Origin of the sequence: Massilia agilis, assembly GCF_024756255.1 — a bacterium.
In the GTDB taxonomy this organism is placed as follows: domain Bacteria; phylum Pseudomonadota; class Gammaproteobacteria; order Burkholderiales; family Burkholderiaceae_D; genus Telluria; species Telluria agilis.
Genome location: NZ_JANUHB010000007.1, coordinates 54,927 through 77,773 on the forward strand (window position 1 = coordinate 54,927; position 22,847 = coordinate 77,773).

Genomic DNA, 22,847 nt, shown 5'->3' on the forward strand with positions numbered 1-22,847 from the left:
TGCCCGCTCCCAGGAGCGGGCATTTTTTTTGCGCTGTCCGCGTTAAGTGTGGACGTCGTTCCCGCGAAGGCGGGAACCCATAGACCATTTGCACCGCCGCACAGCCGCGCCGCAGGCCCTGTAGCTCAGCATGGGTCCCCGCCTGCGCGGGGACGACGTCCACACTTAACGCAGTCAGCGCCTTTTTCTTTCCGCCCCAATCTTTACTTCAGGGTGGCCTGCAGCGACTTGGCGTGCTCCAGGTGCGAGACGAAGGCGGGGCGCACGCCGACCAGCAGGTTCCTCAGCTCGGCGTTCTTCGCGTTCGGGATCAGGGACTTGTCCAGCGCGTCGATGACGGACTGGTGGTAGGTCACCTCACGGTCCACGTAGGCCTTGTCGAAGCTCTTGCCCGACAGCTTCTTGAGCGTGGCCACGTTCTCGTCCCCGCTCTTCTTCAGGCTCTTGCTGGTGTCGTTCTCCTCGGGTGTGACCTTCAGCTTTTTCACGAGGTCCATCGCCTGCTTGTTCACGCCCCCGTGGTCGAACACCATCTGGTGCGCGAATGCCTTGACCTGGGCATCGCTGGTTTTTTTCTCGGCCAGCTTGCCGGCCTCGATATCGGCGTTGTTGGCGGCCACCACGATGGCGGCGATTTGCGGGTCGGTCGGTGCGCTGGCCTGGGCCATGGCGGCGGCGCTGGCGCCGAACAGGCTGGCGGCAATAATGGTGTGGAACATCTTCATGGCAGTACCTTTCAAGTAGTTGAACAGGAAAACTGCTGCATTAGATGAAGGCCGGCGTCGCCGCGTTCCTGCGGGAAGCGGCCGGGTGTCAGAGCAGGGCGGCTGCCAGGCTGCGGACCTCGTCCGCGGATTCCGCCAGCACGCGGGCCAGCGTCCCTTCGCCGGAGGTCAGGTCGATGGTGGTGGCGCCCTGGGCCGTGGTGGCGCCGGGCCGCTCATGCAGTGGCGAGGCGACCGGGGCCAGGTCGTTGGCCAGCAGCAGGGTGTCGCCCAGCGTTTCGGGCGGCAGCGCGCGCATGCCGTTCCACAGCGCTTCGATCGCGCCCGTCACCGGCGCCGGCACGCCGAGTTTGAGCAGCACCGCGCGGCCGATCGGCACCTCGCCATGATCGAGCCAGTCGTCGGTGCAATCGTCCAGCAGTCCCGGGAATTCGGCGGCGCGCGAGAGCAAGTAGAAACCGCCGACCTCGTGCACAATGCCGGCAAACAGGGCGGTATCGGAATCGACGCGCGAGACGCGCCGCGCCAGCACCTGCGCCAGCGCGGCCACGTGGGCGCTGTGCTGCCACAGCTGGTCGGCCTTGGCGCGCAGCAGCGGATCGGTCAGCTCGCCGGCCAGCTGGCGCACGATCACCGACGAAGCGAGCGCGCCCAGCGTGCGAAAGCCGACCCGCTGCACCGCCGCGTTGACGTTGGTGACGTCGTGGCCGGTGTGGTTGTAGGCGGCGGAGTTGGCGATGGCCACGGTGCGCGCGGCCAGCACCGGCTCGGCCTGGACCAGCCTGGCCGCCGCCTCGAGATGACAGTCCGGGTCCGCCAGCGCGCGCTGCAGCTTGAGCGTCGCGTCCACACTGGTGGGGAACGCGAGCTCTCCGCGCTGGGCCTGGCCGGCGATAGCCTTGAGAGCGTCGATTCTGTCCATCGGGAAATTATACTCCCGGTAAATCACAACCCTCGGGAAATGTTGCCGGAGGGAATTTTTCGGAAAGGGTCAGGGTTCGCTGAAGATCGCGTCGCAGCCATCGCGCGTTTCCTCGGTGTCTTCCAGCTCGTCCACCAGGCCCAGGTCGAACAGCTCCTCGACCGCGTTCATGAAGCTGTTGTGCTTGGTCGCGCCGATCAGGCGGTAGATCTCGCCGGCCTCGTTGCGCACGCCGATCAGGAGCTTTTCCTGGCGCACTTCCTCCACCGGCGCGACGTCCAGCAGCAGGTTGCCGATGATGTGTTTGTCGAAATGGGCGGGCTTTTTGCCCTCGAGCAGGGTCGTTTTCAAGATGGCTCCTTTGTTTCGTGGTTGGTCGCAGCGTCCGCCATGCGTTGCCGCAGGGTTAAGAGCGCCTCGTCCAGCTGGTCGAAATCGGCCGCGCCGTAGTTGGCGAACAGCTTCTTGCCGTGCTCGACGACTTGGGGGAACACCTCGCCAAACAGGGCCTGGCCCTGCGGCGTGAGGCGTACGAAGAACGAACGCTTGTCGCCGCTGCTGCGTTCACGCTCGACCAGGTGTTTCTGCTCCAGGCGCTCGATCACGCCCGTCAGCGTGCCTTTGGTGATCAGGGTGCGCTCGCCCAGTTCCTTGTAGCTCATCCCGGCGGTGTTGCCAAGCGTGGCCAGGATGTCGAACTGGGCGTGCGTCAGCCCACAGGCGCGCACGGATTCCCCGGTGTGGCGTTCGAAGCCCTGCAGGCATTCGGCCAGCAGGCGAATGCTGCGTAAGTATCGTTCCCCCATGGATTGATTATAGCTTCCCGCCGCAGGTTGATGCCCGGCCGTTCGCGTTTTGCGAGCGGGACGGTTACCATAGACCCTTTATCAATAGCACCAAGTCTCATGAACCGCCAGCTTTCCGGCATCCTTGCCCTGTTCGTCGTCACCATGGTCTGGGGCACGACTTTCCCTGCCATGAAGGAATTGACGGCGAATTTCTCGCCGGTGTGGATCATCCTGGTCCGCTTTGCGCTGGCCGCGGTGCTGCTGGCGCCGTTCTTGTGGAAGGCGCGCCGCGACGACTTGTGGTCGGGCATGATCCTCGGCTTCCTGTTGTTTTTCTGCTTCATTTTCCAGGTTGAAGGGCTGACGCTGACCACCTCCAACCGCAACGCCTTCATCTGCGGCCTGAACGTGCTGGTGGTGCCCCTGCTGGGCGTGATCGGCGGGCGCCTGCCCGAGCGGCGCATCGTGCTGGCGCTGCTGCTGGCCATCGGCGGCCTGACCGCGCTGTGCTGGGATGGCGGCGGCTGGGGCCGGGGCGACACGCTGGCGCTGCTGTCGGCCCTGTCGTTCGGCGCCTACGTCAAGGTGATGGAAGTGCGCACGCAGCGCGCCACCCGGCTGCTGTCGGTGACGGCCAGCCAGATCACGACCGTGGCCGTGTTCGCGGCGCTCTGGCTGTTCGCGCGCGAAGTGCCGCGCGGCGCGGACGACGTGGCCAATTACTGGGCCTACCTGGGCCAGACCACCGGCCGCTACTGGATCAATTTCGCCTACCTGGGCGTGGTGGCTACCGCGGCCATCATCTCGCTGCAGTCGTGGGGGCAGTCGCGCACCACGGCCAACGAGGCGGCGGTCGTGTATGCCTTCGAGCCGGGCGCGGCGGCGGTGTTCGGTTTCTTCTGGCTGGGCGAGGAACTGACGGCCCGCGGCTGGCTCGGCGCGGCCTTGTTGATCTCCGGTATGATAGTCAGCCAATGGAATTCCGAGAGCCGTCCCGCGGGCGCGCTCGCCCCCGAGTAATGACCCTGTCCCCGCGCTTTCATGCAGCACGCTGACCTGTCCCGCCTTGCGCAGGAAAGGCCGCTGCGCGTGTTGCTGCTGAACGCGGGCGCGCCCGACGCGCTGACGTGGTCGGGACTGGTGCAGCCGCTGCGGCTGGCAGCCAAGAGCGTCGGCCCGGAGCGGCTGCACGTGGACATCCGCAGCCCCGACAAATTCACCGCCGACGCCGCCCGGCCCTGGCACATCGTGCTGCTGGTGGCGGACGAATCCGAAAGCGGGCTCAAGCCCGCCAACATGCGCGCCCTGGTGCAGCGCTGCCGGGCCGCGCCGTTCTGGGGCGGGGTCGGGGCGGGCGTGCTGTGGCTGGCCGACGCGGGCGCGCTGGATGGCGTGCGCGCGGCGCTGCCGTGGTCGCTGTACGCGGAAGCCGGCGACATCGCCGACCAGGCCGTGTTCACGCCCCACCTGTACGAGGTCGATGGCGCCAAGCTGACCTGCTGCGGCGGCGCGGCCAGCATCGATTTTGCGCTCACCCTGGTCGAGACGCTGTTCGGCTCATCGGTGCAGGCGCAGGTGAAAGAAGTGCTGTGCGTGGACCGCGTGCGCGGCCCGGAAGAGCGCCAACGGGTGGCGCTGCAGGCGCGCTTCGGGGCGCTGCAGCCCAAGCTGACCGAGGCGGTTACGCTGATGGAAGCCAATATCGAGGAGCCGCTGTCCACCGACGAGATCGCCCAACTGGCGGGCATCTCGCGGCGGCAGCTGGAACGGCTGTTCAAGCAGTACCTGGGGACATTGCCGTCGCGTTATTACCTGGAGCTACGGCTCAAGCGCGCAAGGCAGCTGCTGCTCGACACCAACCACTCCATCGTGCAGGTGGGGCTGATGTGCGGTTTCTCGTCCGGGTCGCACTTTTCGACGGCTTTCGGGGCCCTGTTCGGCAATACCCCACGCGAAGAGCGCCAGCGCAAACTCGCCCAGTAGCTCCAACGTCGTTCCCGCGGAGGCGGGAACCTATAGACCGCTTGCTTGCCGGAAGAACAACGCCGCGGGCCCGCACAATCAGCATGGGTCCCGGCCTTCGCCGGGACGGCGGCTTTAAGCTAACTCAAATAACCTTGTTGTTCGACTAAATATGAAAATGCCTGTCGCAGATTGAAAAGAATCTGCGTAGTTGCGTTCCTATAATGGCCTGACTGCGCGGCGGAGGAGTCCGCGCATCCCTTTTGATCAGATTGGATGAGGAATAGCCATGAACGCAAAGCTTGATTCGGGTGTCACCACACGGCCTGTCACTCGGCAGACCTTCGACGAGGTCCTCGTCCCGACCTACGCCCCGGCCAATTTCGTGCCGGTGCGCGCCTCGGGCCTGGACGTGTGGGACCAGGAAGGCAAGCATTACCTCGACTTCACCTCGGGCATTGCGGTCTGCAGCCTCGGCCACGCCAACCCGCAGCTGACCGAAGCGCTCACCGCCCAGCTCAAGACCGTCTGGCACCTGTCCAATGCTTACACCAACGAGCCCGTGCTGCGCCTGGGCCTGGCGCTGACCGAAGCGACCTTCGCCGACCGCGCGTTCTTCTGCAACTCGGGCGCCGAGGCCAACGAAGCGGCGCTCAAGCTGGCACGCAAGTACGCGCACGGCAAATTCGGCCCGCACAAATCGCGCATCGTGTCCTGCCTGTCCTCGTTCCACGGCCGCACCCTGTTCACCGTCTCGGTGGGCGGCCAGGCCAAGTACACCGAAGGCTTCGAGCCGCTGCCGCCGGAAATCAACCACATCAAATACAACGACATCGAGTCGGCACGCGCCGCCATTACCGATGACGTGGCGTGCGTGATCGTCGAGCCGATCCAGGGCGAAGGCGGCGTGATCCCGGGCGACATCGAGTTCCTCAAGACCTTGCGCGAGCTGTGCGACAAGACCGGCGCGCTGCTGATTTTCGACGAAGTGCAGTCCGGCGTGGGCCGCACCGGCGCCCTGTACGACTACATGAACGTGGGCGTGACCCCGGACATCCTGACCTCGGCCAAGGCGCTGGGCAACGGCTTCCCGATCGGCGCCATGCTGACCACCAACGAGATCGCCCAGTACTTCAACGTCGGCGCGCACGGCACCACCTACGGCGGCAACCCGCTGGCCTCGACCGTGGCGCTGAACGTGATCGAGACGATCAACCAGCCGGCCTTCCTGGCGCGTGTGAAGGAAGCCAGCGCCAAGATCTTCGCCAACCTGGAAAAGCTGGCCGCCGACTACCCGCAGCTGTTCGGCAAGGTGCGCGGCAAGGGCCTGTTGATCGGCCTGCCGATGGCCGAAGGCTACAAGGGCAAGGCCAAGGACTACACCAAGACCGCCGAAAAGCTGGGCCTGATGCTGCTGGTGGCCGGTCCCGACGTGATCCGCCTGGCGCCGGCGCTGATCGTGTCCGACGCGCAGATCGCCGATGCCGACCGCATCATGCGCAAGGCGGCCGACGAATTCCTGGCCGCGGCCTGAGCCACTACGCACGTCGTCCCGACGCAAGTCGGGACCCATGCTGAGTTTGCGGCCAGTTGCCGCGGGCGTCCCGGCTCTGCTCAGCATGGGTGCCGGCTTTCGCCGGTACGACGAGCGAGAGCTGGCGGCGCCGGCCTTTCGCACGCACATTTGGGAGTTCACATGTTTGTAGTCCGTCCGGTGGAACTAGCGGATGTCGGCGCCCTGGAGACCCTGGCCGCGCTGCCGATGCCGGGAGTGCACACCCTGCCGCGCACGCGCGAAAAGCTGACCGCGTCGGTCGAGCGCTCGATCGCGTCGTTCGGCGCGCACGTCGATATCCCGAGCGAAGAGTCGTATATGTTCGTGCTGGAGGATACGGCCAGTGGCGAGATCGTCGGCACCGCCGCGATCCACGCCTCGGCCGGGTCGAACGGCACCTATTTCGCCTTCCGCAACGACGTCATCCAGCAGGTCTCGCGCGACCTCAACATCAGCCACAGCGTGCATGCGCTGACCCTGTGCTCCGAGCTGACCGCGTATTCGCAGCTGTCCGGCTTTTACGTGCGCGAGGGCGACAACGCCGGCGCCGAGGCCGCGCTGCTGTCGCGCGCGCGCCTGCTGTTCGCCGTGCTGGCGCCGCACCGCTTCGGCGACCGCTTCTTCGTGCCGCTGGCCGGCGTCACCGATTCAGACGGCCAGGCGCCGTTCTGGAATGCGCTGGGCCGCAAGTTCTTCAAGATGGACTTCCTCGATGCCGAGCGCGTCACCGGCGGCACCCGCAACCGCACCTTGATCGTCGAGCTCATGCCGCACTATCCGGTGTATGTGCCGCTGCTGCCTGGCGACGCGCAGGCGGCGATGGGACAGATCCACCCCAGCGGCCAGCTCGCGTTCAACTTGCTGGCCGAAGAGGGCTTCGAGTCGGACGAATACATCGACATCTTCGACGGCGGCCCGATCCTGCTGGCGCACAAGAACGCGCTGCGCTCGTTCGCCGGCTCGATGATGCGCCGCGTGGCGACCTGCGAAGAGACCGCCAGTGCGCCCGATGCGCTGGTCAACTACGCGGTGGCCAGCAGCGAAAACCATTTCCGCGCCGTGACCGTGGCCTGCCCCTCGGCCGACACGGGCGAGACGATCTGCCTGCCGCTGGAAGCGCAACGCGCGCTGAAGGTGGAACCGGGCGAGAACGTCATCTGCGTGCGAATCTGAAAGAGGAAGCCCATGCTCCTTATCCGTGCCATCCAAGCCGATGACCTGGACGCCCTGATCGACCTGGCGCGCCAGGTGGGCAGCGGCATGACCACCCTGAAGCCCGACCGCGAAATGCTGGGCGCGCGCGTGACCTGCGCCGTCGCCTCGTTCGCGCAGGCGATCCCGCCGGAAGAGCGCGACTACATGTTCGTGCTCGAAGACACCAGCGCCGGCCGCATTGCCGGCGTGTGCGCGATCAAGGGCGCCGTCGGCCTGACCGAGCCGTTCTACAACTACCGCATCGGCACCCTGGTGCACTCCAGCCGCGAGCTCGGCGTGTTCACCCGCATGGACACGCTGTACCTGTCCAACGACCTGACCGGATCGTCGGAACTGTGCTCGCTGTTCCTGCTGCCCGAGTACCGTGCGGGCTTCAACGGCAAATGGCTGTCCAAGAGCCGCTTCCTGTTCATCGCCCAGTTCGCGCACCTGTTCACCGAAAAGATCATCGCCGAAATGCGCGGTTTCCAGGCCGATGATGGCACCTCGCCGTTCTACGAAGGACTGGGGCGCCACTTCTTCAAGATGGATTTCAACCACGTGGATGGCCTGACCGCGCTCGGCAAGAAGTCGTTCATCGCCGAGCTGATGCCGCGCCAGCCGCTGTACGTGGCCTACCTGCCGCAGGAGGCGCAGGACGCGATCGGCCAGGTGCACCGCTCCACGCTCCCGGCGCGCAAGCTGCTGGAGCACGAGGGCATGCACTACGAGGGCTACATCGACATCTTCGATGCCGGCCCGGTGCTGCAGGGCCGCGTGTCCGAGCTGCGCGCGGTGCGCGACAGCGTGCTGGCCGTGGCCGAAGAAGGCCGGCCGGAGGGCGAGACCGACCACGTGCTGGTATCGAACACGAAGCTGGACGACTTTCGCATGGTGCTGACCCAGGCTTGCCCGGGCGAGCCGCGCATTGCGCTGACCGCGCAAGAGCTGTCGCAGCTGCATTGCCAGGCGGGCGACCAGGTGCGCACGCTGTCACTCAACGTAAGGAAGAACACCAATGGCTAACCTGTCGAATTACATCAACGGCGAATGGCAAGCCGGCAGTGGTCCCTTGCTGGCGACGATCGACCCGTCCACCGGGCGCCAGACCTGGACCAGCAACGAATCGACCGCGGATGACGTGGCCCGTGCGGCGCAAGCCGCGCATGACAAGTTCGAGGACTGGGCGCTCACGCCTTTGGAAGAGCGCATCGCGATCTGCCAGCGCTTTCGCGACCTGCTGAAGGAAAACGCCGAGACTCTCGCCGCCACCATCGCCGAGGAAGTGGGCAAGCCCTTGTGGGAAGCGCGCACCGAAGTGGCCACCATGGCCAACAAGATCGACATCTCGGTGGCCTCGTATAACGCGCGCACCGGCGAGACCGCCGCCAAGGTCGCGGACGGCAATGCCGTGCTGCGCCACCGCCCGCACGGCGTGTTCGCCGTGTTCGGCCCGTACAACTTCCCGGGCCACCTGCCCAACGGTCACATTGTCCCGGCCCTCATCGCGGGCAACACGCTGGTGTTCAAGCCCAGCGAATACGCGCCGCGCACCGCCGTGAAAACCGTGCAGCTGTGGGAGAAGGCCGGCCTGCCCGCGGGCGTGCTCAACCTCGTCAACGGCGGCCGCGACACCGGCGTGGCGCTGGGCCAGAACCCGCTGATCGACGGCGTGCTGTTCACCGGCAGCAGCCAGACCGGCGCCGCGCTGCACAAGCAGTTCGCCGGCCAGACCAGCAAGATGCTGGCGCTGGAGATGGGCGGGAACAACCCGCTGGTGGTGTGGGACGTGAAGGACATCGACGCGGCCGTGCACCACGCGGTGATGTCGGCCTTCATTTCGGCCGGCCAGCGCTGCACCTGCGCGCGCCGCCTGATCGTGCACGATACGCCCGAAGGCCAGGCTTTCATCGACCGCCTGGTCGAGGTGGCGGCCAAGCTTGCCGTCGGGCCTTCCAACGCGGACCCGCAGCCGTTCATGGGCCCGGTGGTATCCGCCGCCGTCGCTGCGCGCCTGGTGAAGGCGCAGGCCGACATGGCAGAGAAGGGCGGCAAGGTGCTCTTGCAGATGCGCCAGCTGAACCCGGACGCGGGCTTTGTCACCGCCGGCATCGTGGACGTGACCGATGCCAAGGGCATCCCCGACGAGGAGTGGTTCGGCCCGCTGCTGCAGGTGATCCGCGTGAAGGACTTCGACCAGGCGATCAAGGTCGCCAACGCCACCGAATTCGGTCTCGCCGCGGCGCTCTTGTCGCCGTCGGAAGAGCTGTGGAAGCGCTTTGCCGTCAAGGCGCGCGCCGGCATCGTCAACTGGAACCGCCCGACCACGGGCGCCGCCAGCTCGGCGCCGTTCGGCGGCGTCGGCAAGTCGGGCAACCACCGCCCGAGTGCCTACTACGCCGCCGACTATTGCGCCTACCCGGTCGCTTCGATCGAGGCGGCCGAACTCGAGATGCCGGCCAAGCTGTCGCCGGGGCTGGTGATCTGATGCTGGGCGCGCGCGAATTCAACTTCGACGGGCTGGTCGGGCCGTCGCACAACTATGCGGGGCTCTCGTTCGGTAACGTGGCCTCGTTCAGCAACGTGCGCAGCATGTCCAATCCGCGCCAGGCCGCGCTGCAGGGGCTGGCCAAGATGCGCGCGCTGGCCCAGCGCGGCTTTGCGCAGGCACTGCTGCCGCCGCAGGCGCGTCCCAACTTTCGCATGCTGCGCGCGATCGGGTTTTCCGGTACCGACGCCGACGTGCTGGCCCAGGCGTGGCGCGATGCGCCGGTGATCCTGGCCTGTGCCTACTCGGCCGCCCCGATGTGGACCGCCAATGCCGCCACCGTCAGCCCCTCGGCCGACACGCTGGATGGCCGCGTCCACTTCACCGCGGCGAACCTGAACAACAAGCTGCACCGCTCGGAAGAGCACCTGCAGGCCACGCGCTCGCTGCGCGCGATCTTCGCCGACCAGGAGCGCTTCGTGGTGCACGATGCGCTGCCGCCCACGCCGGCGTTCGGCGACGAGGGTGCGGCCAACCACACGCGCCTGGCGCGCGAGCATGGCAGCGCGGGCGTGGAGTTCTTCGTGTATGGCCGCGTCGAGTTCGACCCGTCCGCCCCGTTCCCGAAAAAATACCCGGCACGCCAGACGCTCGAAGCATCGCAGGCGGTCGCGCGGTTGCACGGGCTGAACCCGGCGCAGGTCGTGTTCGCCCAGCAGAGCCCGGCGGTGATCGACCAGGGCGTGTTCCACAACGACGTGATCGCGGTTGGCAACGGCAACGTGCTGTTCTACCACGAGCAGGCCTTCGCCGACGAGCAGGACACGCTGGCCGCGCTGCGCGTCGCCATGGAAAACGTGGGCGCCGGGCTCACCGCAATCCGCGTGGACAGCGCCGACGTGCCGGTGGCCGACGCGGTGGCGAGCTACCTGTTCAACAGCCAGCTGCTGTCCAAGCCGGACGGGAAGATGGCGCTGGTGGTGCCGCACGAGTGCCACGAGAACCCTGCGGTGGCGCGCTACCTGGCCCAGTTGACCGCCAGCGGCGGCCCTGTCGACGAGCTGGTCGAGTTCGACCTGCGCCAGAGCATGCGCAACGGCGGCGGCCCGGCGTGCCTGCGCCTGCGCGTCGTCCTCACCGACGAAGAAGCGCGCGCGATGCACCAGGGCGTGATCATGACCGAGGCGCTGTATGCGCGCCTGGTGCCATGGGTGGAAAAGCACTACCGCGACCGGATCGAGCCCAAGGACCTGGCCGACCCGCAGCTGGCGACCGAATGCATGGCCGCGCTGGCGGAACTGGAGACGATCCTGGGCCTGCCTGGTCTTTACGACTTGTCGTGAATTTGAAAAAAGATGGCCGTGTTCAAGGTGATTCCACCCGCACGGCATGTTCTAATAGCACGCTAATGATGCTCCCAGGATAAGGGAGCCGATGGATTCGGACGGGCCAACCCCGTCCCCAACAAAGCCGACAGGGCAAAGGCCACAAGCCCGCGCCCGACCGGCAACAATATCTACGCTTTGGAGAAGCAACATGAAAGACATGCCTCAAGATTTGCGTGCCCAGACACTGGCTCTGGTGAGCGCAAGCCAGGGCGCTGCCGGTGCCACCCAGGAGGTGCGCACCCTGATCAGCGCCTGGATCGAATCGCTCGACGAAGAAGACCTGGCCGGCACCGCGCCCGAGAGCCTCGCGCCGGTGCTGTGGGACGGCTTCACCCAGGTCGCCCAGCGCCAGGGCAGCAGCTGCCAGATCGCGAAAATGCGCTATTCGGACGGCCGCGGAGGCATGGCGACCGCCCTGCTGATCCTGAATGACGACATGCCCTACCTGGTGGACTCGTTCGTGATGGCCCTGCGCCGCGAGCGCATCGCCGCCGCCGGCGTGATGAACGCCGTGCTGGCCGTGCGCCGCGACGCGAACGGCATGGTGCAGTCGGTGGGCGAAACCGGCGCGCCGCTCGAGTCCTACGTGCTGTGCCTGCTGGCAGAGGACCTGTCTTTCGACGAACTGGACAAACTGACCGCACGCATCCGCATGGTGGCCAATGACGCGTCCATCGTGCACCGCGACGCCGTCGCCATGGCCGACCGCATGACCGCGGTGGCAGCCGCCGCTGCCGCCAGCGGCACGCCCGCAGGCCAGGAAGTGGCCGCATTCCTGGAATGGGCCAAGAACGAAGGCTTCGAGGCGTTCGGCTACGCCTACTACGTGGCCAAGCCGGGCGCCAAGGAACTGGAGCGCGACATCCCCAGCCGCACCGGCGTGCTGCAGGATACGGCGCACCCGGTGTACGGCACCTGCATCGCCAACATCCCGGGCGACGTCGAGACGCTCGCCAAATTCAACGAATCGCTGTCGATCGTGAAGGCCGACGCCGAGGGCACGCTGCACCGCGACCAGCCGCTGGACTTCATCGGCGTGCGCAACGCCGACTCGCAGGGCAACATCCTCGGCCTGCACTGCTTCGTGGGCCTGTTCACCCGCGCCGCCACCTCCACCCCGCTGGCGCGCCTGCCGTTCGCGCGCGGCCGCGTGGCCAAGGTGCTGTCGATCGCCGGCGTGCGCCAGGAAGGCTTCCGCGCCGAGAAGTTCGTCGAGATCCTCGAATCGCTGCCGCGCACCGAGGCGCTGGAAGCCGATCCGGAATGGCTGGCACAGGTGTGCAGCTCGGTGGTGTCGCTGTACAAGCAGCCGCGCGCCAAGGTGTTCGCGCGCCGCGACGTGTACGGCCGCCACCTGAACGTGCTGGTGTACCTGCCGCGCGAGCGCTTCTCCAGCGCAGTGGCCGCATCGCTGGCCGAAGCACTCAAGGCCAGCTCGGGCGCGCGTGAAGTGCGTTCGCAAACCCTGGTGGCCGATGGCCCGCTGGCCCGCGTGTACCTGACCGCGCACGCCGCGCGCTACCCGCTGGACCTGGAAACCGACATCCAGAAGCCGCTGCTGTCGGTGCTGGACGGCTGGCACGACCGCTTTGCGACCCTGGTCAACACGCTGGACGACGCCGGCCCGCGCAACGCGCTCAAGAAGCTGGTGCCGACCCTGCCGGTCAACTACGTGACCGCGACCCCGCCGGAAGTGGCCTTCCGCGACCTGCAGGCCGTGCTCAAGAACGGCCAGTCGAACCACGTGACCGTGCGCGTCGAGACCGACGGCACCAACGCGTCGGTGCGCCTGTACACCGGCGACACCGTGCCTTCGCTGTCGCGCATCCTGCCGGCGCTGCACAATGCCGGCGTGGCAATCGACCGCGAGCAGACCTTCGCGATCACCACCTCCGACGGCGCACGCCACTACGTGACCAGCCTGGCCGCCGATCTTGATTCTGCCGCCAACCTGGCCAAGCCGGGCATCGCGCCGGTGGCCGAGGAGCTGTTCACGGCGCTGTTCAACGACGAAGCCGAGGACGGCCGCCTGAACGGGCTGGCGATCCTGGGCGGCCTGTCGCTGCGCCAGGTGCAGCTGGTGCGCGCGTACATCAGCTACTGGCGCCAGGCCGGCAGCAAGTTCACCGTGCGCTACATGGCCGAGACCCTGCGCTCGCGCCCGGATCTGGCCAAGGAATTGGTCAATGGCGTGCTGCAGCGCTTCAACCCGGCCCTCTCCGAACAGGAACGTGCCGCCGGCACCGACAAGCTGCAGGCATTGAAGGCTGGCCTGGCATCGGTCAACCACGCCGACACCGAAGAGATCTTCGCCGCGCTGGTGGACCTGGCGCTGGCCACCGTGCGCACCAACTACTTCCAGGCCGAGGCAGCGGGCAGCGACAAGATCATCTTCAAGTTCGACACCAGCCACCTGGCGCTGGTGCCGGAACCGCGCCCGTTCCGCGAAATCTACGTGTTCTCGCGCCGCTTCGAAGGCGTGCACCTGCGCGGCGGCCCGGTGGCCCGCGGCGGCTTGCGCTGGTCGGACCGCATGGAAGACTACCGCACCGAGGTGCTGGGCCTGGTGAAGGCGCAGATGGTCAAGAACGCCGTCATCGTGCCGGCCGGTTCCAAGGGTGGTTTCATCTGCAAGATGATGCCCAAGGACGCCGCGCGCGAAGTGGTGGCGGCGGAAGGCGAGGCAGTGTACCGCCTGTTCATCTCGAGCCTGCTCGAAGTGACCGACAACCGCGTGCGCGGCGCGATCGTGCCGCCCGCTGATACCGTGCGCTACGACCAGGACGACCCGTACCTGGTGGTTGCCGCCGACAAGGGCACTGCAACGTTCTCGGACATCGCCAACAGCATCGCGGTCAAGCGCGGCTTCTGGCTGGGCGACGCGTTCGCTTCCGGCGGCTCGAACGGCTACGACCATAAGAAGATGGGCATCACCGCCAAGGGCGCATTCGAAGCGGTCAAGCGCCACTTCTACGAGATGGGCCACGACATGAACACCACCCCGGTGACCGTGGTGGGCGTGGGCGACATGTCGGGCGACGTGTTCGGCAACGGCGTGCTCCTGTCGCGCAAGCTCAAGCTGCTCGCCGCGTTCGACCACCGCCACATCTTCCTTGACCCGAACCCGGACTGCGAAGCGTCGTTCAAGGAGCGCCAGCGCATGTTCGCGCTGCCGCGCTCGTCGTGGGAAGACTACGACAAGTCGCTGATCTCGGCCGGCGGCGGCGTGTTCCCGAGGAGCGCGCGCCATATCGAGCTCTCGCCGCAGGTGCGCGAGGCGCTGGATATCGAAGAGACCACGCTCACGCCGGAAGAGCTGATGCACCGCATCCTGCTGGCGCCGGTGGACCTGTTCTACAACGGCGGCATCGGCACCTACATCAAGGCCTCGACCGAGACCAACGCGCAGGTGAAGGACCGCGCCAACGACAACATCCGCGTCAGCGGCAATGAGCTGCGCTGCAAGGTGGTGGCCGAGGGCGGTAACCTGGGCGCGACCCAGGCCGGCCGTATCGAGTTCGCGCTGGCGGGCGGCCGCATCTTCACCGATGCGATCGACAACTCGGCCGGCGTGGACTGCTCGGACCACGAGGTCAACGTCAAGATCTGGCTCGACACCGAGGTGAACGCCGGCGAGCTGTCCGAAGCGGACCGCAACCACCTGTTGACCGCCATGACCGGCGACATCGAGGACCTGGTCCTGCGCGACAACAAGCTGCAGACCCACCTGCTGGTGCGCGAAGTGCAGGCGCAGTCGAACGCCTCGGTGGTCGATGGCTACGCCGCGCTGATCGCCAGCCTGGAGAGCGAAGGCGCCGTATCGCGCGACCTGGAGCAGCTGCCGACCGACGCCGAGCTGGCACGCCGCAAGGCGCTGGGCCTGGGCCTGACCGCGCCGGAACTGGCGGTGGTGATCGCCAACGTCAAGAACCGCTTCAAGCGCATCCTGGCGACCCTGCCGCTGACCGAGCTGCCGTGGGCGCGCACCGTGCTGCTCCCATACTTCCCGGCGCAGCTGGTGGCCAAGCGCGATCCGCTGGCGCACCCGCTGGCCAACGCCATCCTGGCGACCGTGCTGGCCAATGAATCGGTCAACCGCTGCGGCCCGCTGATGTTGCGCGACCTGGCCACCGAGCACCACGTGGACGAAGCCGAGGTGATCAAGGGCTTCGGCCGTGCCTGGGCCGCGCTGCACCTGGAGCCGGTGTTCCACGCGCTCGACGCCGACGCGCTGAACGTGCCGCGCGACGTCTCGGTGATCGTGGACATGCGCACCCGCGCCATGCTGCGCGCCGTGATCGAAGGCGTGCTGTCGCTGCCGGGCGGCGCCGACGGCATGCAGGAGCTGTCCAACCTGTTCGCGCAAGCGGACCAGGTGCGCCAGCTGATGCCGGCCAAGCTGGAGGCCGACGGCCACGCCGGCCTGCCGCAGGACTTCGTGCAGGCATGGAAGGAGGTCGATACCATCGACTCGCTGTCGACCTTCCTGTTCGCGGCGGTGTCTGTACAGCGTGCGGTTGGCATGTCGCTGCCGCAGTTCCTGCAGGTTGGCATGGCCCTGCGCCAGGCCGCCGGCATCGACAACCTGGAGCGCGGCCTGAAGCTGCCGGCGACCAGCAAGTCGCAGGAACAGCTGCGCAACTACGCGATGCAGGCCCTGCGCCGCGCCCAGCAACGCCTGCTGATGCAGGTGCTGGAGCGCGCCAAGGGCGGCGACGCGATGGCTGCCGTGCGCGCCGTGATGCAGGAGCGTGGCCTGGCCGGCTACACCCTGCCGACGGACCTGGAGCAGGCCATGCTCGACGTGTGGGCGCTGTCCGAGGGCACCAGCCCGGATCGCATCGCCGCCTGATGCTGAGCTCCCAGCCAAGCAACGCGCTGCCGGAAGCGGTGCGCGCACTGGCCGAAGCGGATTTCGGCACGGTCGCGCAGCGCTTTCGCGACGCCGGCTTTGCGGTCGCGCTGCCCGCCAGGGGCATCATGACCGTCAAGTCGGCCGATGCCGGCACACGTCCCGCCGTGCTGCTGTCGGTGGGCGTGCACGGCGACGAGACCGGGCCGATCGAAATGGTCGCGCACGCGGTCGAGGCGCTGTCGCGCGCGCCGCAGCAGCTGGCGGTGGACCTGATGCTGTGTGTCGGGAACATCGACGCGATCCGCGCGGGCAAGCGTTTCATCGACGCCGACCTCAATCGCATGTTCCGGGCGCAGCGCGGCGCGCTGGCTGGCACCGCCGAGGCATCGCGGGCGGACGCGATGATTGCGGCCTCCGCCGCGTTCTTCGACGGGGCAGGGCCGGTGCGCTGGCACCTGGACCTGCACACGGCGATCCGCGCCTCGCACTACCCGACGTTTGCGGTGGTGCCCGAGCTGATTGAACAGGACCGCAAGCAGGCGCTGGTCGGCTGGCTTGGAGAAGCGGCCATCGGCGCGGTCATCATGAACCCGAAGTCCTCCGGCACCTACAGCTACCACTGCGCCGAGCACCACGGCGCGGCAGCCAGCACGGTGGAGCTGGGGCGCATCGGCACGCTGGGGCAGAACGACCTGTCGCAGTTTGCCGGCGTTGCGGCCGCGCTGGAGCGGCTGCTGCGCGGCGAGCCGCAGCGGCAGGCGGAGAAGATGCCGCACGTGTTCAAGCAGGTGCAGGAAATCGTCAAGCATTCCGACGCTTTCCGCATGAGCGTTGGACGCGAGACGCAGAACTTCACGGCGCTCAAGCGTGGCGAGGTGATCGCCACCGACGGCAATACTGTTTATACCGTTCAGCACGACGAAGAACTGGTCGTGTTCCCCAATCCGGACGTGCGGGTCGGCCTGCGGGCCGGCCTGATGGTCGTTCGCGTCGCCTGAGTCCCTCGTAACCGTAACACGTCGTTCCCGCGCAGGCGGGAACCCATAGATCGCGTGCCAATTCGCTCAGCATGGGTTCCCGCCTGCGCGGGAACGACGGGTTTTACACTATTGGTGCATTCCGGTGCACCCACAGCAGACTTCTCCCGTGCGCGCTAGACTAGCTGTTTCGCAAACACGGGAGTCTTCATGAGCAAGCTTTTCACGCCCATCGCACTCGGCCCGCTGCAACTGGAAAACCGCATCGCGATCGCGCCGATGTGCCAGTACTCGGCCGACGGCAACGGCATGGCCACCGACTGGCACACCATCCATCTCGGCCACTTGGCGCTGTCGGGCGCGGGGCTGTTGATCATCGAGGCGACCGCCGTCACGCAGGAAGGCCGTATCTCGCCGGATGACCTGGGCCTGTGGTCGGACGCGCATGCACAGGCGCTCAAGCCTGCCATCGAATCGATGCGCCGCTATTCGCCGATCAAGATCGCCATCCAGCTTGGCCATGCCGGGCGCAAGGCGTCGAGCGAAGTACCGTGGCAGGGCGGCGCCAACCTGCCGGTGGATAATCCGCGCGGCTGGCAGACCGTTGCGCCGTCCGCGCTCCCGCATGCCGAAGGCGACACCGTGCCGGTGGCGCTGGACAAGGAAGGGCTGGCGCGCATCAAGGAAGGCTTTGCCGCCGCGGCCCGGCGCGCCCATGTGCTGGGACTGGACGCCATCGAGCTGCACGGCGCCCACGGCTACCTGCTGCACCAGTTCATGTCGCCGCTGTCGAACCGGCGCACCGACGAATACGGCGGATCGCTGGAAAACCGCATCCGCTTCCCGCTGGAGGTGTTCAAGGCCGTGCGCGACGCCGTGCCGGCGCCGATGGTGGTCGGCATGCGCATTTCGGCCACCGACTGGGTCGAGGGCGGCTGGGACCTGGAGCAGAGCCTCGTGTTGACCAGGGAGCTGGAAAAACTGGGCTGCCAGTTCATCCACGTATCCAGCGGCGGCCTGTCGCCGCAGCAGAAGATTCCGCTCGGCCCGGGCTACCAGATCGACTTCGCGGCCCGCGTCAAGGCCGAGACCAGCATGCCGACCATCGGCGTGGGCCTGATCACCGAGCCGTTGCAGGCCGAGACGATCATCCAGTCGGGCCAGGCCGACATGGTGGCGCTGGCGCGCGCGATCCTGTACGACCCGCGCTGGCCGTGGCACGCCGCCGCGGAGCTGGGCGCGCAGGTGTCGGCGCCGCCGCAGTACTGGCGTTCGCAGCCGCACCAGCTCAAGAACCTGTTCGGGCCGACCAAGCTGGGGCAGCGCTGACAGGTAGGGTGGGCACTCGTGCCCACGCGGCCGATCACGCGCCGCATGTGCCGCGTGGGCTCGAGAGCCCACCCTACGTGGGTCATCTCCACTGGTCCGCACTTTTGACGCTTCAGCACGCAAATCCTGCAGCTCGTCGCAACGACGATGCGGCGTGACGGGGGGCTGGTTAAAGTGACAGCATGGTCCTTGAGGCCAGCTGATACAAATAACGAAAAAGGCCCCCTCATGCGCAAACTGATTTCCATCGCCTGCCTCGCTGTCCTGGGCGGGTGCGCCATCATCGTCAGCCCCAACGATGGCGACGTTCACGTCCGTACTGCCTTCAGCAGCGACCCCGCTGTCGAAGGCAACGGCATTTCTGCGCGCGACGAGCGCGTGATCGGCAGCTTCCAGCACCTGCGCGTGAACGGCGCGATGGTGGTCGACGTGCGCGTCGGCCCCGCGCCTTCGCTGGTGGTGGAGGCCGATTCGAACCTGCTGCCGCTGATCCATACCGACAGCAGCGGCGACACCCTGAACATCTACGCCGACCGCATCCGCAGCCGCAATCCGGTCCACATCACCTACACGGTGCCGCGCCTGACCGAGCTGCATTCGAACGGATCGGGCCGCGTTACCGTGCTGGGCCTGAACGGCGCGCCGCTGAGCGTGCAATTGAACGGCTCCGGTGCGGTGGAGCTGGCCGGCGACGTCGACCAGTTCGATGCGCGCCTGAACGGGTCGGGCCGGCTGGATGCAAGCCGCCTGCGCTCGGCCGGCGCGGAACTGAAGGTGAATGGGTCGGGCAGCCTGATCGCCGGCGAACTGCGTGGTGACCATGCGACGATCGGCATCCACGGCTCGGGCCAGGTGCAGGCACGCGGCATGGTGCGTGTGCTGAACGTGCGCACCACCGGATCGGGTAACGCGGAACTGGAAGGCTTGACGAGCGATCGCGCCGACCTGTCCACCAGCGGCTCGGGCGGCATTTACGCCAACGTGCGCCAAACGCTGCTGGCACAGACCACCGGCTCGGGGCCGATCCGCGTGCGCGGCAATCCGGCGGAGCGCAATATCAGCGGCAAGTCGGTGCGGCTGGTCGACTGAACGGCTTTGGTTGGCCGCGTGGGCAGGAGGACCTGCCCACCCTACATTTACAGCAGGTTGTCGAGCAGGTCCGGCCCGAACACTTCGCGGTGCAGGCGTGCGGCCGGGGCGCCGGCGGCCAGCAGCGCGTTCCACTGCTCCTGCATGAACGGCAGCGGACCGCACATGTACACGTTGGTCTCCGACAGCGGCCACCCGGGCAGCCGGGCCAGGTCCATCCGTCCCGGCAGCGCCGTGGCGTCGCTGCCCACCTCTTCATAGAACGTCACCACGTGCAGGTAGGGCATGCGCGCCTTGGCCGCCGCGATGTCGGCCTGGTGCGCGTGATGCGCCGCATCGACGGCTGCGTGCGCAAAGATCACGCGGCGCTCGGGGTTCACCTGGGCGATGCGGTCGAGCGCCGCGATCATCGGCGTGATGCCCACGCCGGCCGACAGCAGCACCACCGGGTCGATCGACTCGGTGTCCGGAGTGAATTCGCCAAACGGGTGGGTCACCTGCAGTACGCTGCCAGGCTTGACGTTCGCGTGGATCCAGTTCGACACCGCGCCGGCCGGCACGCCGCCGGCGCCGTCCTCGCGCTTGACCGAAATGCGCAGGCTGTCCTGGCCCGGTGCGTCCGACAGGCTGTATTGGCGCAGCTGGCGGCGCCCGTCGCCGAAGTCCACGGCCACGCTCACGTACTGGCCGGCGGCGAACGGTGGCAGTGGTGCGCCATCTTCCGGCACCAGGCGGATCGACAGCACGGTTTCGCTCTCGCGGGTGACGCCGGTGACGCGCATGGCGCGGGTTTCGCCCGCCGCGACGCCTGCTTCGTCGTACATCGCGCGCTCGGCGTCCACCAGCAGCGTGGCCAGCGACCCGTAGGCCTCGGCCCAGGCGGCGATCAGTTCGGGCGTGGCCGCTTCGCCCAGCACTTCCTTGATCGCGCCCAGCAGGTGGTGGCCCACGATCGGATAGTGTTCGGCCTTGATGCCGACCGAGGCGTGCTTGTGCACGATGCGCTTGACCACCGGCCCGAGGGCGGCGGCATTGTCGATGTTGGCCGCGTAGGCAAACACGGCCGAGGCGAGCGATTGCTGCTGCTTCCCGGCAGCCTGGTTGCCCATATTGAACAGGTTGGTCAGTTCAGGATGGGCGGCAAACATGTTGCGGTAGAAGGTGGTCGTGATGGCCAGGCCGTGCTCTCGCAGGACCGGCACGCTGGCGTCGATGTACGGACGCGATGCGGCGGAGATCATTCGAATTCCTCGATACGTTCATGCAATATGCATGTTTTTGGACTGAAAAAATGCCCGCTGGTCATGGGCGAGCAGGGCAGGGGCAGGATTGTATCGCAAAAGATGCAGAACTTATGAATGTTTAAGGAAAGTTTTTTCTTTCGCATGCGCATTACCCCTATAATCCGGGCTTTGGGCCGCGGAGATCCCGTTGCCTGCGACCAGCGCGACAAAAGGACACGCCTTGACGACGACACTGAGCCAAAAGCTGACCCGCACCAAAACCGCAGAGCGCACACTGGACGAGGGCCATGGCCACGACGGCAACCGGCTCGGTCGCACGCTGGGTTTGTTTCCGCTGACCATGATCGGTGTCGGGGCGACCATCGGCACCGGCATTTTCTTCACCATGGTGGAGGCGGTGCCCAAGGCCGGGCCGTCGGTCGTACTGTCGTTCTTGCTGGCCGCGCTCACCGCCGGCCTGACGGCGCTGTGCTACGCCGAGCTGGCCGATCGCGTGCCCGCGTCCGGTTCCTCGTATTCGTTTGCCTACGCCACGGTGGGCGAATTCGGCGCCTTCGTGGTGGCGGCCTGCCTGCTGCTCGAATACGGCCTGGCGGCGTCGGCCACGGCGATCGGCTGGTCCGACTATTTGAACAATTTCCTGCACAACGCGGCGGGCTGGCAGATCCCCGAAGCGCTGCGCTCGCCGATGATCGTTTCCGGCAAGGCGGGCACGGAATTCCATTTCGGCCACATCAACCTGCCGCCCATCCTGCTGGTGGTGCTGTGCTGCGTGCTGCTGATCCGCGGCACGCGCGAGTCGGCCACCACCAACGCGATCATGGTGCTGATCAAGCTGGCGATCCTGGTGTTCTTCTCGGTGATCGCCTTCAGCGGCTTTAACATCAACAACTTCCATCCGTTCTTCGCGGGCACCAAGGGGCTGGGCGACATGGCAGGCGTGACGGCGGCCGCCGGCACCGTGTTCTTTTCGTTCATCGGCCTGGACACCATTGCCACGGCGGGCGAGGAAACCAGGAACCCGACCCGCGACGTTCCGATCGGCATTCTGCTGGCGCTGGGCATCGTGACGGTGTTCTATATGCTGGTGGCGGTGGCAGCGCTCGGCGCCCAGCCGGCCGCCCTGTTCGAAGGGCAGGAGGCGGGACTGTCGGTGATCCTGCAGAACGTGACCGGCCAGGCCTGGCCGGCGCTGATTCTGTCGGCAGGCGCGGTGATCTCGGTGTTTTCGGTGACGCTGGTGACGATCTACGGCCAGACCCGCATCCTGTACGCGATCAGCCGCGATGGCCTGATCCCCAAGACCTTCCAGACCGTCAACCCGCGCACGCTGGCGCCGGTGAGCAACACCGTGATCGTGTCGGTCGTGGTCGGCATCGTGGCCGGCCTGGTCGATTCGACCTTCCTGTGGGACATGGTAAGCATGGGCACGCTGACCGCGTTCATCGTGGTCTCGATCGCGGTGCCGGTGATCCGCAAGAAGCAGGGCGAGGGCGTACGCAAGGGCTTCCGCGTGCCGTTCGGGCCCTATGTCGTGCCCGGGCTGTCGATCCTGGCCTGCCTGTACATCATGAAGGACCTGTCGCACACCACCTTCCGCGTGTTCGCGATCTGGATGACGGTGGCGATCATTACCTACTTCGTGTATGGCGTGCGCAACAGCCGGCTGAACCACCGCTAAGCGGCGTCAGGCCGCCCACTCGGCCACGCCTTCCTGCAGCTGGACGGCGTCGATGCCGTGCCGGCGCAGCAGGCGCACGGCGTCGGCCGACATCAGGCAAAACGGCCCGCGGCAATAGGCGATCACCGGCTTGTCCCGGGGCAGCTCGGACAGCCGCGTTTTCAGCTCCGCGACGGGCATCGAGCGCGCAAACGGCAAGTGGCCTGCCTCGAATTCTTCGGCGGGCCGCACGTCGATCACCACCACGTCGCCACGCCGTGCCTTGGCCAGCAGGTCGTCGCGGCTGTTGCCTTCCCATTCATGCGTGGCCGCGCGCAGGCCGCGCAGCGCTTCCTGCAATTCGAACAGGCGGTCTTCGGCCAGCAGCCTGATCGCCACCCAGAAGCGGGCGACATCTTCGCTTGCCAGGCGGTAGAGGACAAAGCGTCCCTGGCGCTCGGCATCGACCAGGCGCGCCGCCTTCAGTTCCTTCAGGTGCGCACTGGCCAGCTTGACGCTGATGCCCGCGTCCTGCGCCAGCACTTCCACCGTCTTGGGCGACTGGCACAGCAGTTCGAGCAGCTCCAGCCGCTTTGGACTGGCCGCCGCCTTGCCGATGCGCGCCACTTGCTCGTAGAGCGCGTCCTTGATGCTTCGATTCGTTGTCATGC

18 protein-coding genes are annotated in these 22,847 nt (G+C 66.9%); 12 read left to right on the forward strand and 6 right to left on the reverse strand.

Going from position 1 to position 22,847, the window contains the following annotated elements; all coding sequences use genetic code 11:
- Window positions 1-203 precede the first annotated feature (203 nt).
- From NX774_RS21775 to NX774_RS21790, 4 genes are all read right to left on the reverse strand, one after another.
- On the reverse strand, window positions 204-725 hold the full coding sequence (locus NX774_RS21775; RefSeq protein WP_258824388.1) for a DUF4142 domain-containing protein: 522 nt from the start codon (window positions 723-725) through the stop codon (window positions 204-206).
- An 88-nt stretch (window positions 726-813) separates the two neighbouring features.
- Entirely contained in the window at window positions 814-1,647 is an 834-nt protein-coding gene (locus NX774_RS21780) for an HDOD domain-containing protein (protein WP_258824389.1), read from the reverse strand.
- 69 nt (window positions 1,648-1,716) lie between these two features.
- A complete protein-coding gene (locus NX774_RS21785; RefSeq protein WP_258824390.1) occupies window positions 1,717-1,998 on the reverse strand; it encodes a hypothetical protein in 282 nt (93 codons plus the stop codon).
- Window positions 1,995-2,453: a MarR family winged helix-turn-helix transcriptional regulator gene (locus NX774_RS21790; RefSeq protein ID WP_258824391.1), complete on the reverse strand. Its 459-nt coding sequence runs from the start codon at window positions 2,451-2,453 to the stop codon at window positions 1,995-1,997. Before NX774_RS21790 ends, NX774_RS21785 begins: the two co-directional genes overlap by 4 nt.
- 99 nt (window positions 2,454-2,552) lie before the next feature.
- Between NX774_RS21790 and NX774_RS21795 the strand changes: the two genes are divergently transcribed.
- The 11 genes from NX774_RS21795 to NX774_RS21845 all read left to right on the forward strand — a co-directional run bounded on the left by NX774_RS21795 (window position 2,553) and on the right by NX774_RS21845 (window position 19,272).
- Window positions 2,553-3,455, forward strand: a complete 903-nt coding sequence (locus NX774_RS21795) for a DMT family transporter (RefSeq protein WP_258824392.1) — start codon at window positions 2,553-2,555, stop codon at window positions 3,453-3,455.
- Between the two features lie 21 nt (window positions 3,456-3,476).
- Window positions 3,477-4,418, forward strand: coding sequence for a GlxA family transcriptional regulator (locus NX774_RS21800; RefSeq protein ID WP_258824393.1), 942 nt, complete (start codon window positions 3,477-3,479; stop codon window positions 4,416-4,418).
- A gap of 268 nt (window positions 4,419-4,686) precedes the next feature.
- Entirely contained in the window at window positions 4,687-5,931 is a 1,245-nt protein-coding gene (locus NX774_RS21805) for an acetylornithine/succinyldiaminopimelate transaminase (RefSeq protein ID WP_258824394.1), read from the forward strand.
- Window positions 5,932-6,093: 162 nt separating this feature from the next.
- Window positions 6,094-7,125, forward strand: coding sequence for an arginine N-succinyltransferase (locus NX774_RS21810; protein ID WP_258824395.1), 1,032 nt, complete (start codon window positions 6,094-6,096; stop codon window positions 7,123-7,125).
- A gap of 12 nt (window positions 7,126-7,137) precedes the next feature.
- Window positions 7,138-8,172: an arginine N-succinyltransferase gene (astA, locus tag NX774_RS21815; RefSeq protein ID WP_258824396.1), complete on the forward strand. Its 1,035-nt coding sequence runs from the start codon at window positions 7,138-7,140 to the stop codon at window positions 8,170-8,172.
- Window positions 8,165-9,634, forward strand: coding sequence for a succinylglutamate-semialdehyde dehydrogenase (gene astD, locus NX774_RS21820; protein ID WP_258824397.1), 1,470 nt, complete (start codon window positions 8,165-8,167; stop codon window positions 9,632-9,634). The genes astA and astD overlap by 8 nt, the downstream gene beginning before the upstream one ends.
- Complete coding sequence (gene astB / locus NX774_RS21825; protein WP_258824398.1) at window positions 9,634-10,977, forward strand: N-succinylarginine dihydrolase; 1,344 nt, start codon at window positions 9,634-9,636, stop codon at window positions 10,975-10,977. The genes astD and astB overlap by 1 nt, the downstream gene beginning before the upstream one ends.
- A 193-nt stretch (window positions 10,978-11,170) precedes the next feature.
- Window positions 11,171-15,874, forward strand: a complete 4,704-nt coding sequence (locus NX774_RS21830) for an NAD-glutamate dehydrogenase domain-containing protein (protein ID WP_258824399.1) — start codon at window positions 11,171-11,173, stop codon at window positions 15,872-15,874.
- Window positions 15,874-16,875, forward strand: a complete 1,002-nt coding sequence (locus NX774_RS21835; RefSeq protein ID WP_258824400.1) for a succinylglutamate desuccinylase — start codon at window positions 15,874-15,876, stop codon at window positions 16,873-16,875. Before NX774_RS21830 ends, NX774_RS21835 begins: the two co-directional genes overlap by 1 nt.
- A gap of 189 nt (window positions 16,876-17,064) precedes the next feature.
- Entirely contained in the window at window positions 17,065-18,183 is a 1,119-nt protein-coding gene (locus NX774_RS21840) for an NADH:flavin oxidoreductase/NADH oxidase (protein WP_258824401.1), read from the forward strand.
- 228 nt (window positions 18,184-18,411) lie between these two features.
- A complete protein-coding gene (locus tag NX774_RS21845) occupies window positions 18,412-19,272 on the forward strand; it encodes a head GIN domain-containing protein (protein WP_258824402.1) in 861 nt (286 codons plus the stop codon).
- A 47-nt stretch (window positions 19,273-19,319) separates the two neighbouring features.
- On the opposite strand, the gene hmpA is transcribed toward NX774_RS21845, so the two are convergent.
- On the reverse strand, window positions 19,320-20,513 hold the full coding sequence (gene hmpA / locus NX774_RS21850) for an NO-inducible flavohemoprotein (protein WP_258824403.1): 1,194 nt from the start codon (window positions 20,511-20,513) through the stop codon (window positions 19,320-19,322).
- Window positions 20,514-20,736: 223 nt separating this feature from the next.
- Here hmpA and NX774_RS21855 point away from each other — a divergent pair, with 223 nt between their 5' ends.
- Complete coding sequence (locus NX774_RS21855; protein WP_258824404.1) at window positions 20,737-22,197, forward strand: APC family permease; 1,461 nt, start codon at window positions 20,737-20,739, stop codon at window positions 22,195-22,197.
- A 6-nt stretch (window positions 22,198-22,203) separates the two neighbouring features.
- On the opposite strand, the gene NX774_RS21860 is transcribed toward NX774_RS21855, so the two are convergent.
- Window positions 22,204-22,845, reverse strand: coding sequence for an ArsR/SmtB family transcription factor (locus NX774_RS21860; protein WP_258824405.1), 642 nt, complete (start codon window positions 22,843-22,845; stop codon window positions 22,204-22,206).
- Between the last annotated feature and the right edge of the window lie 2 nt (window positions 22,846-22,847).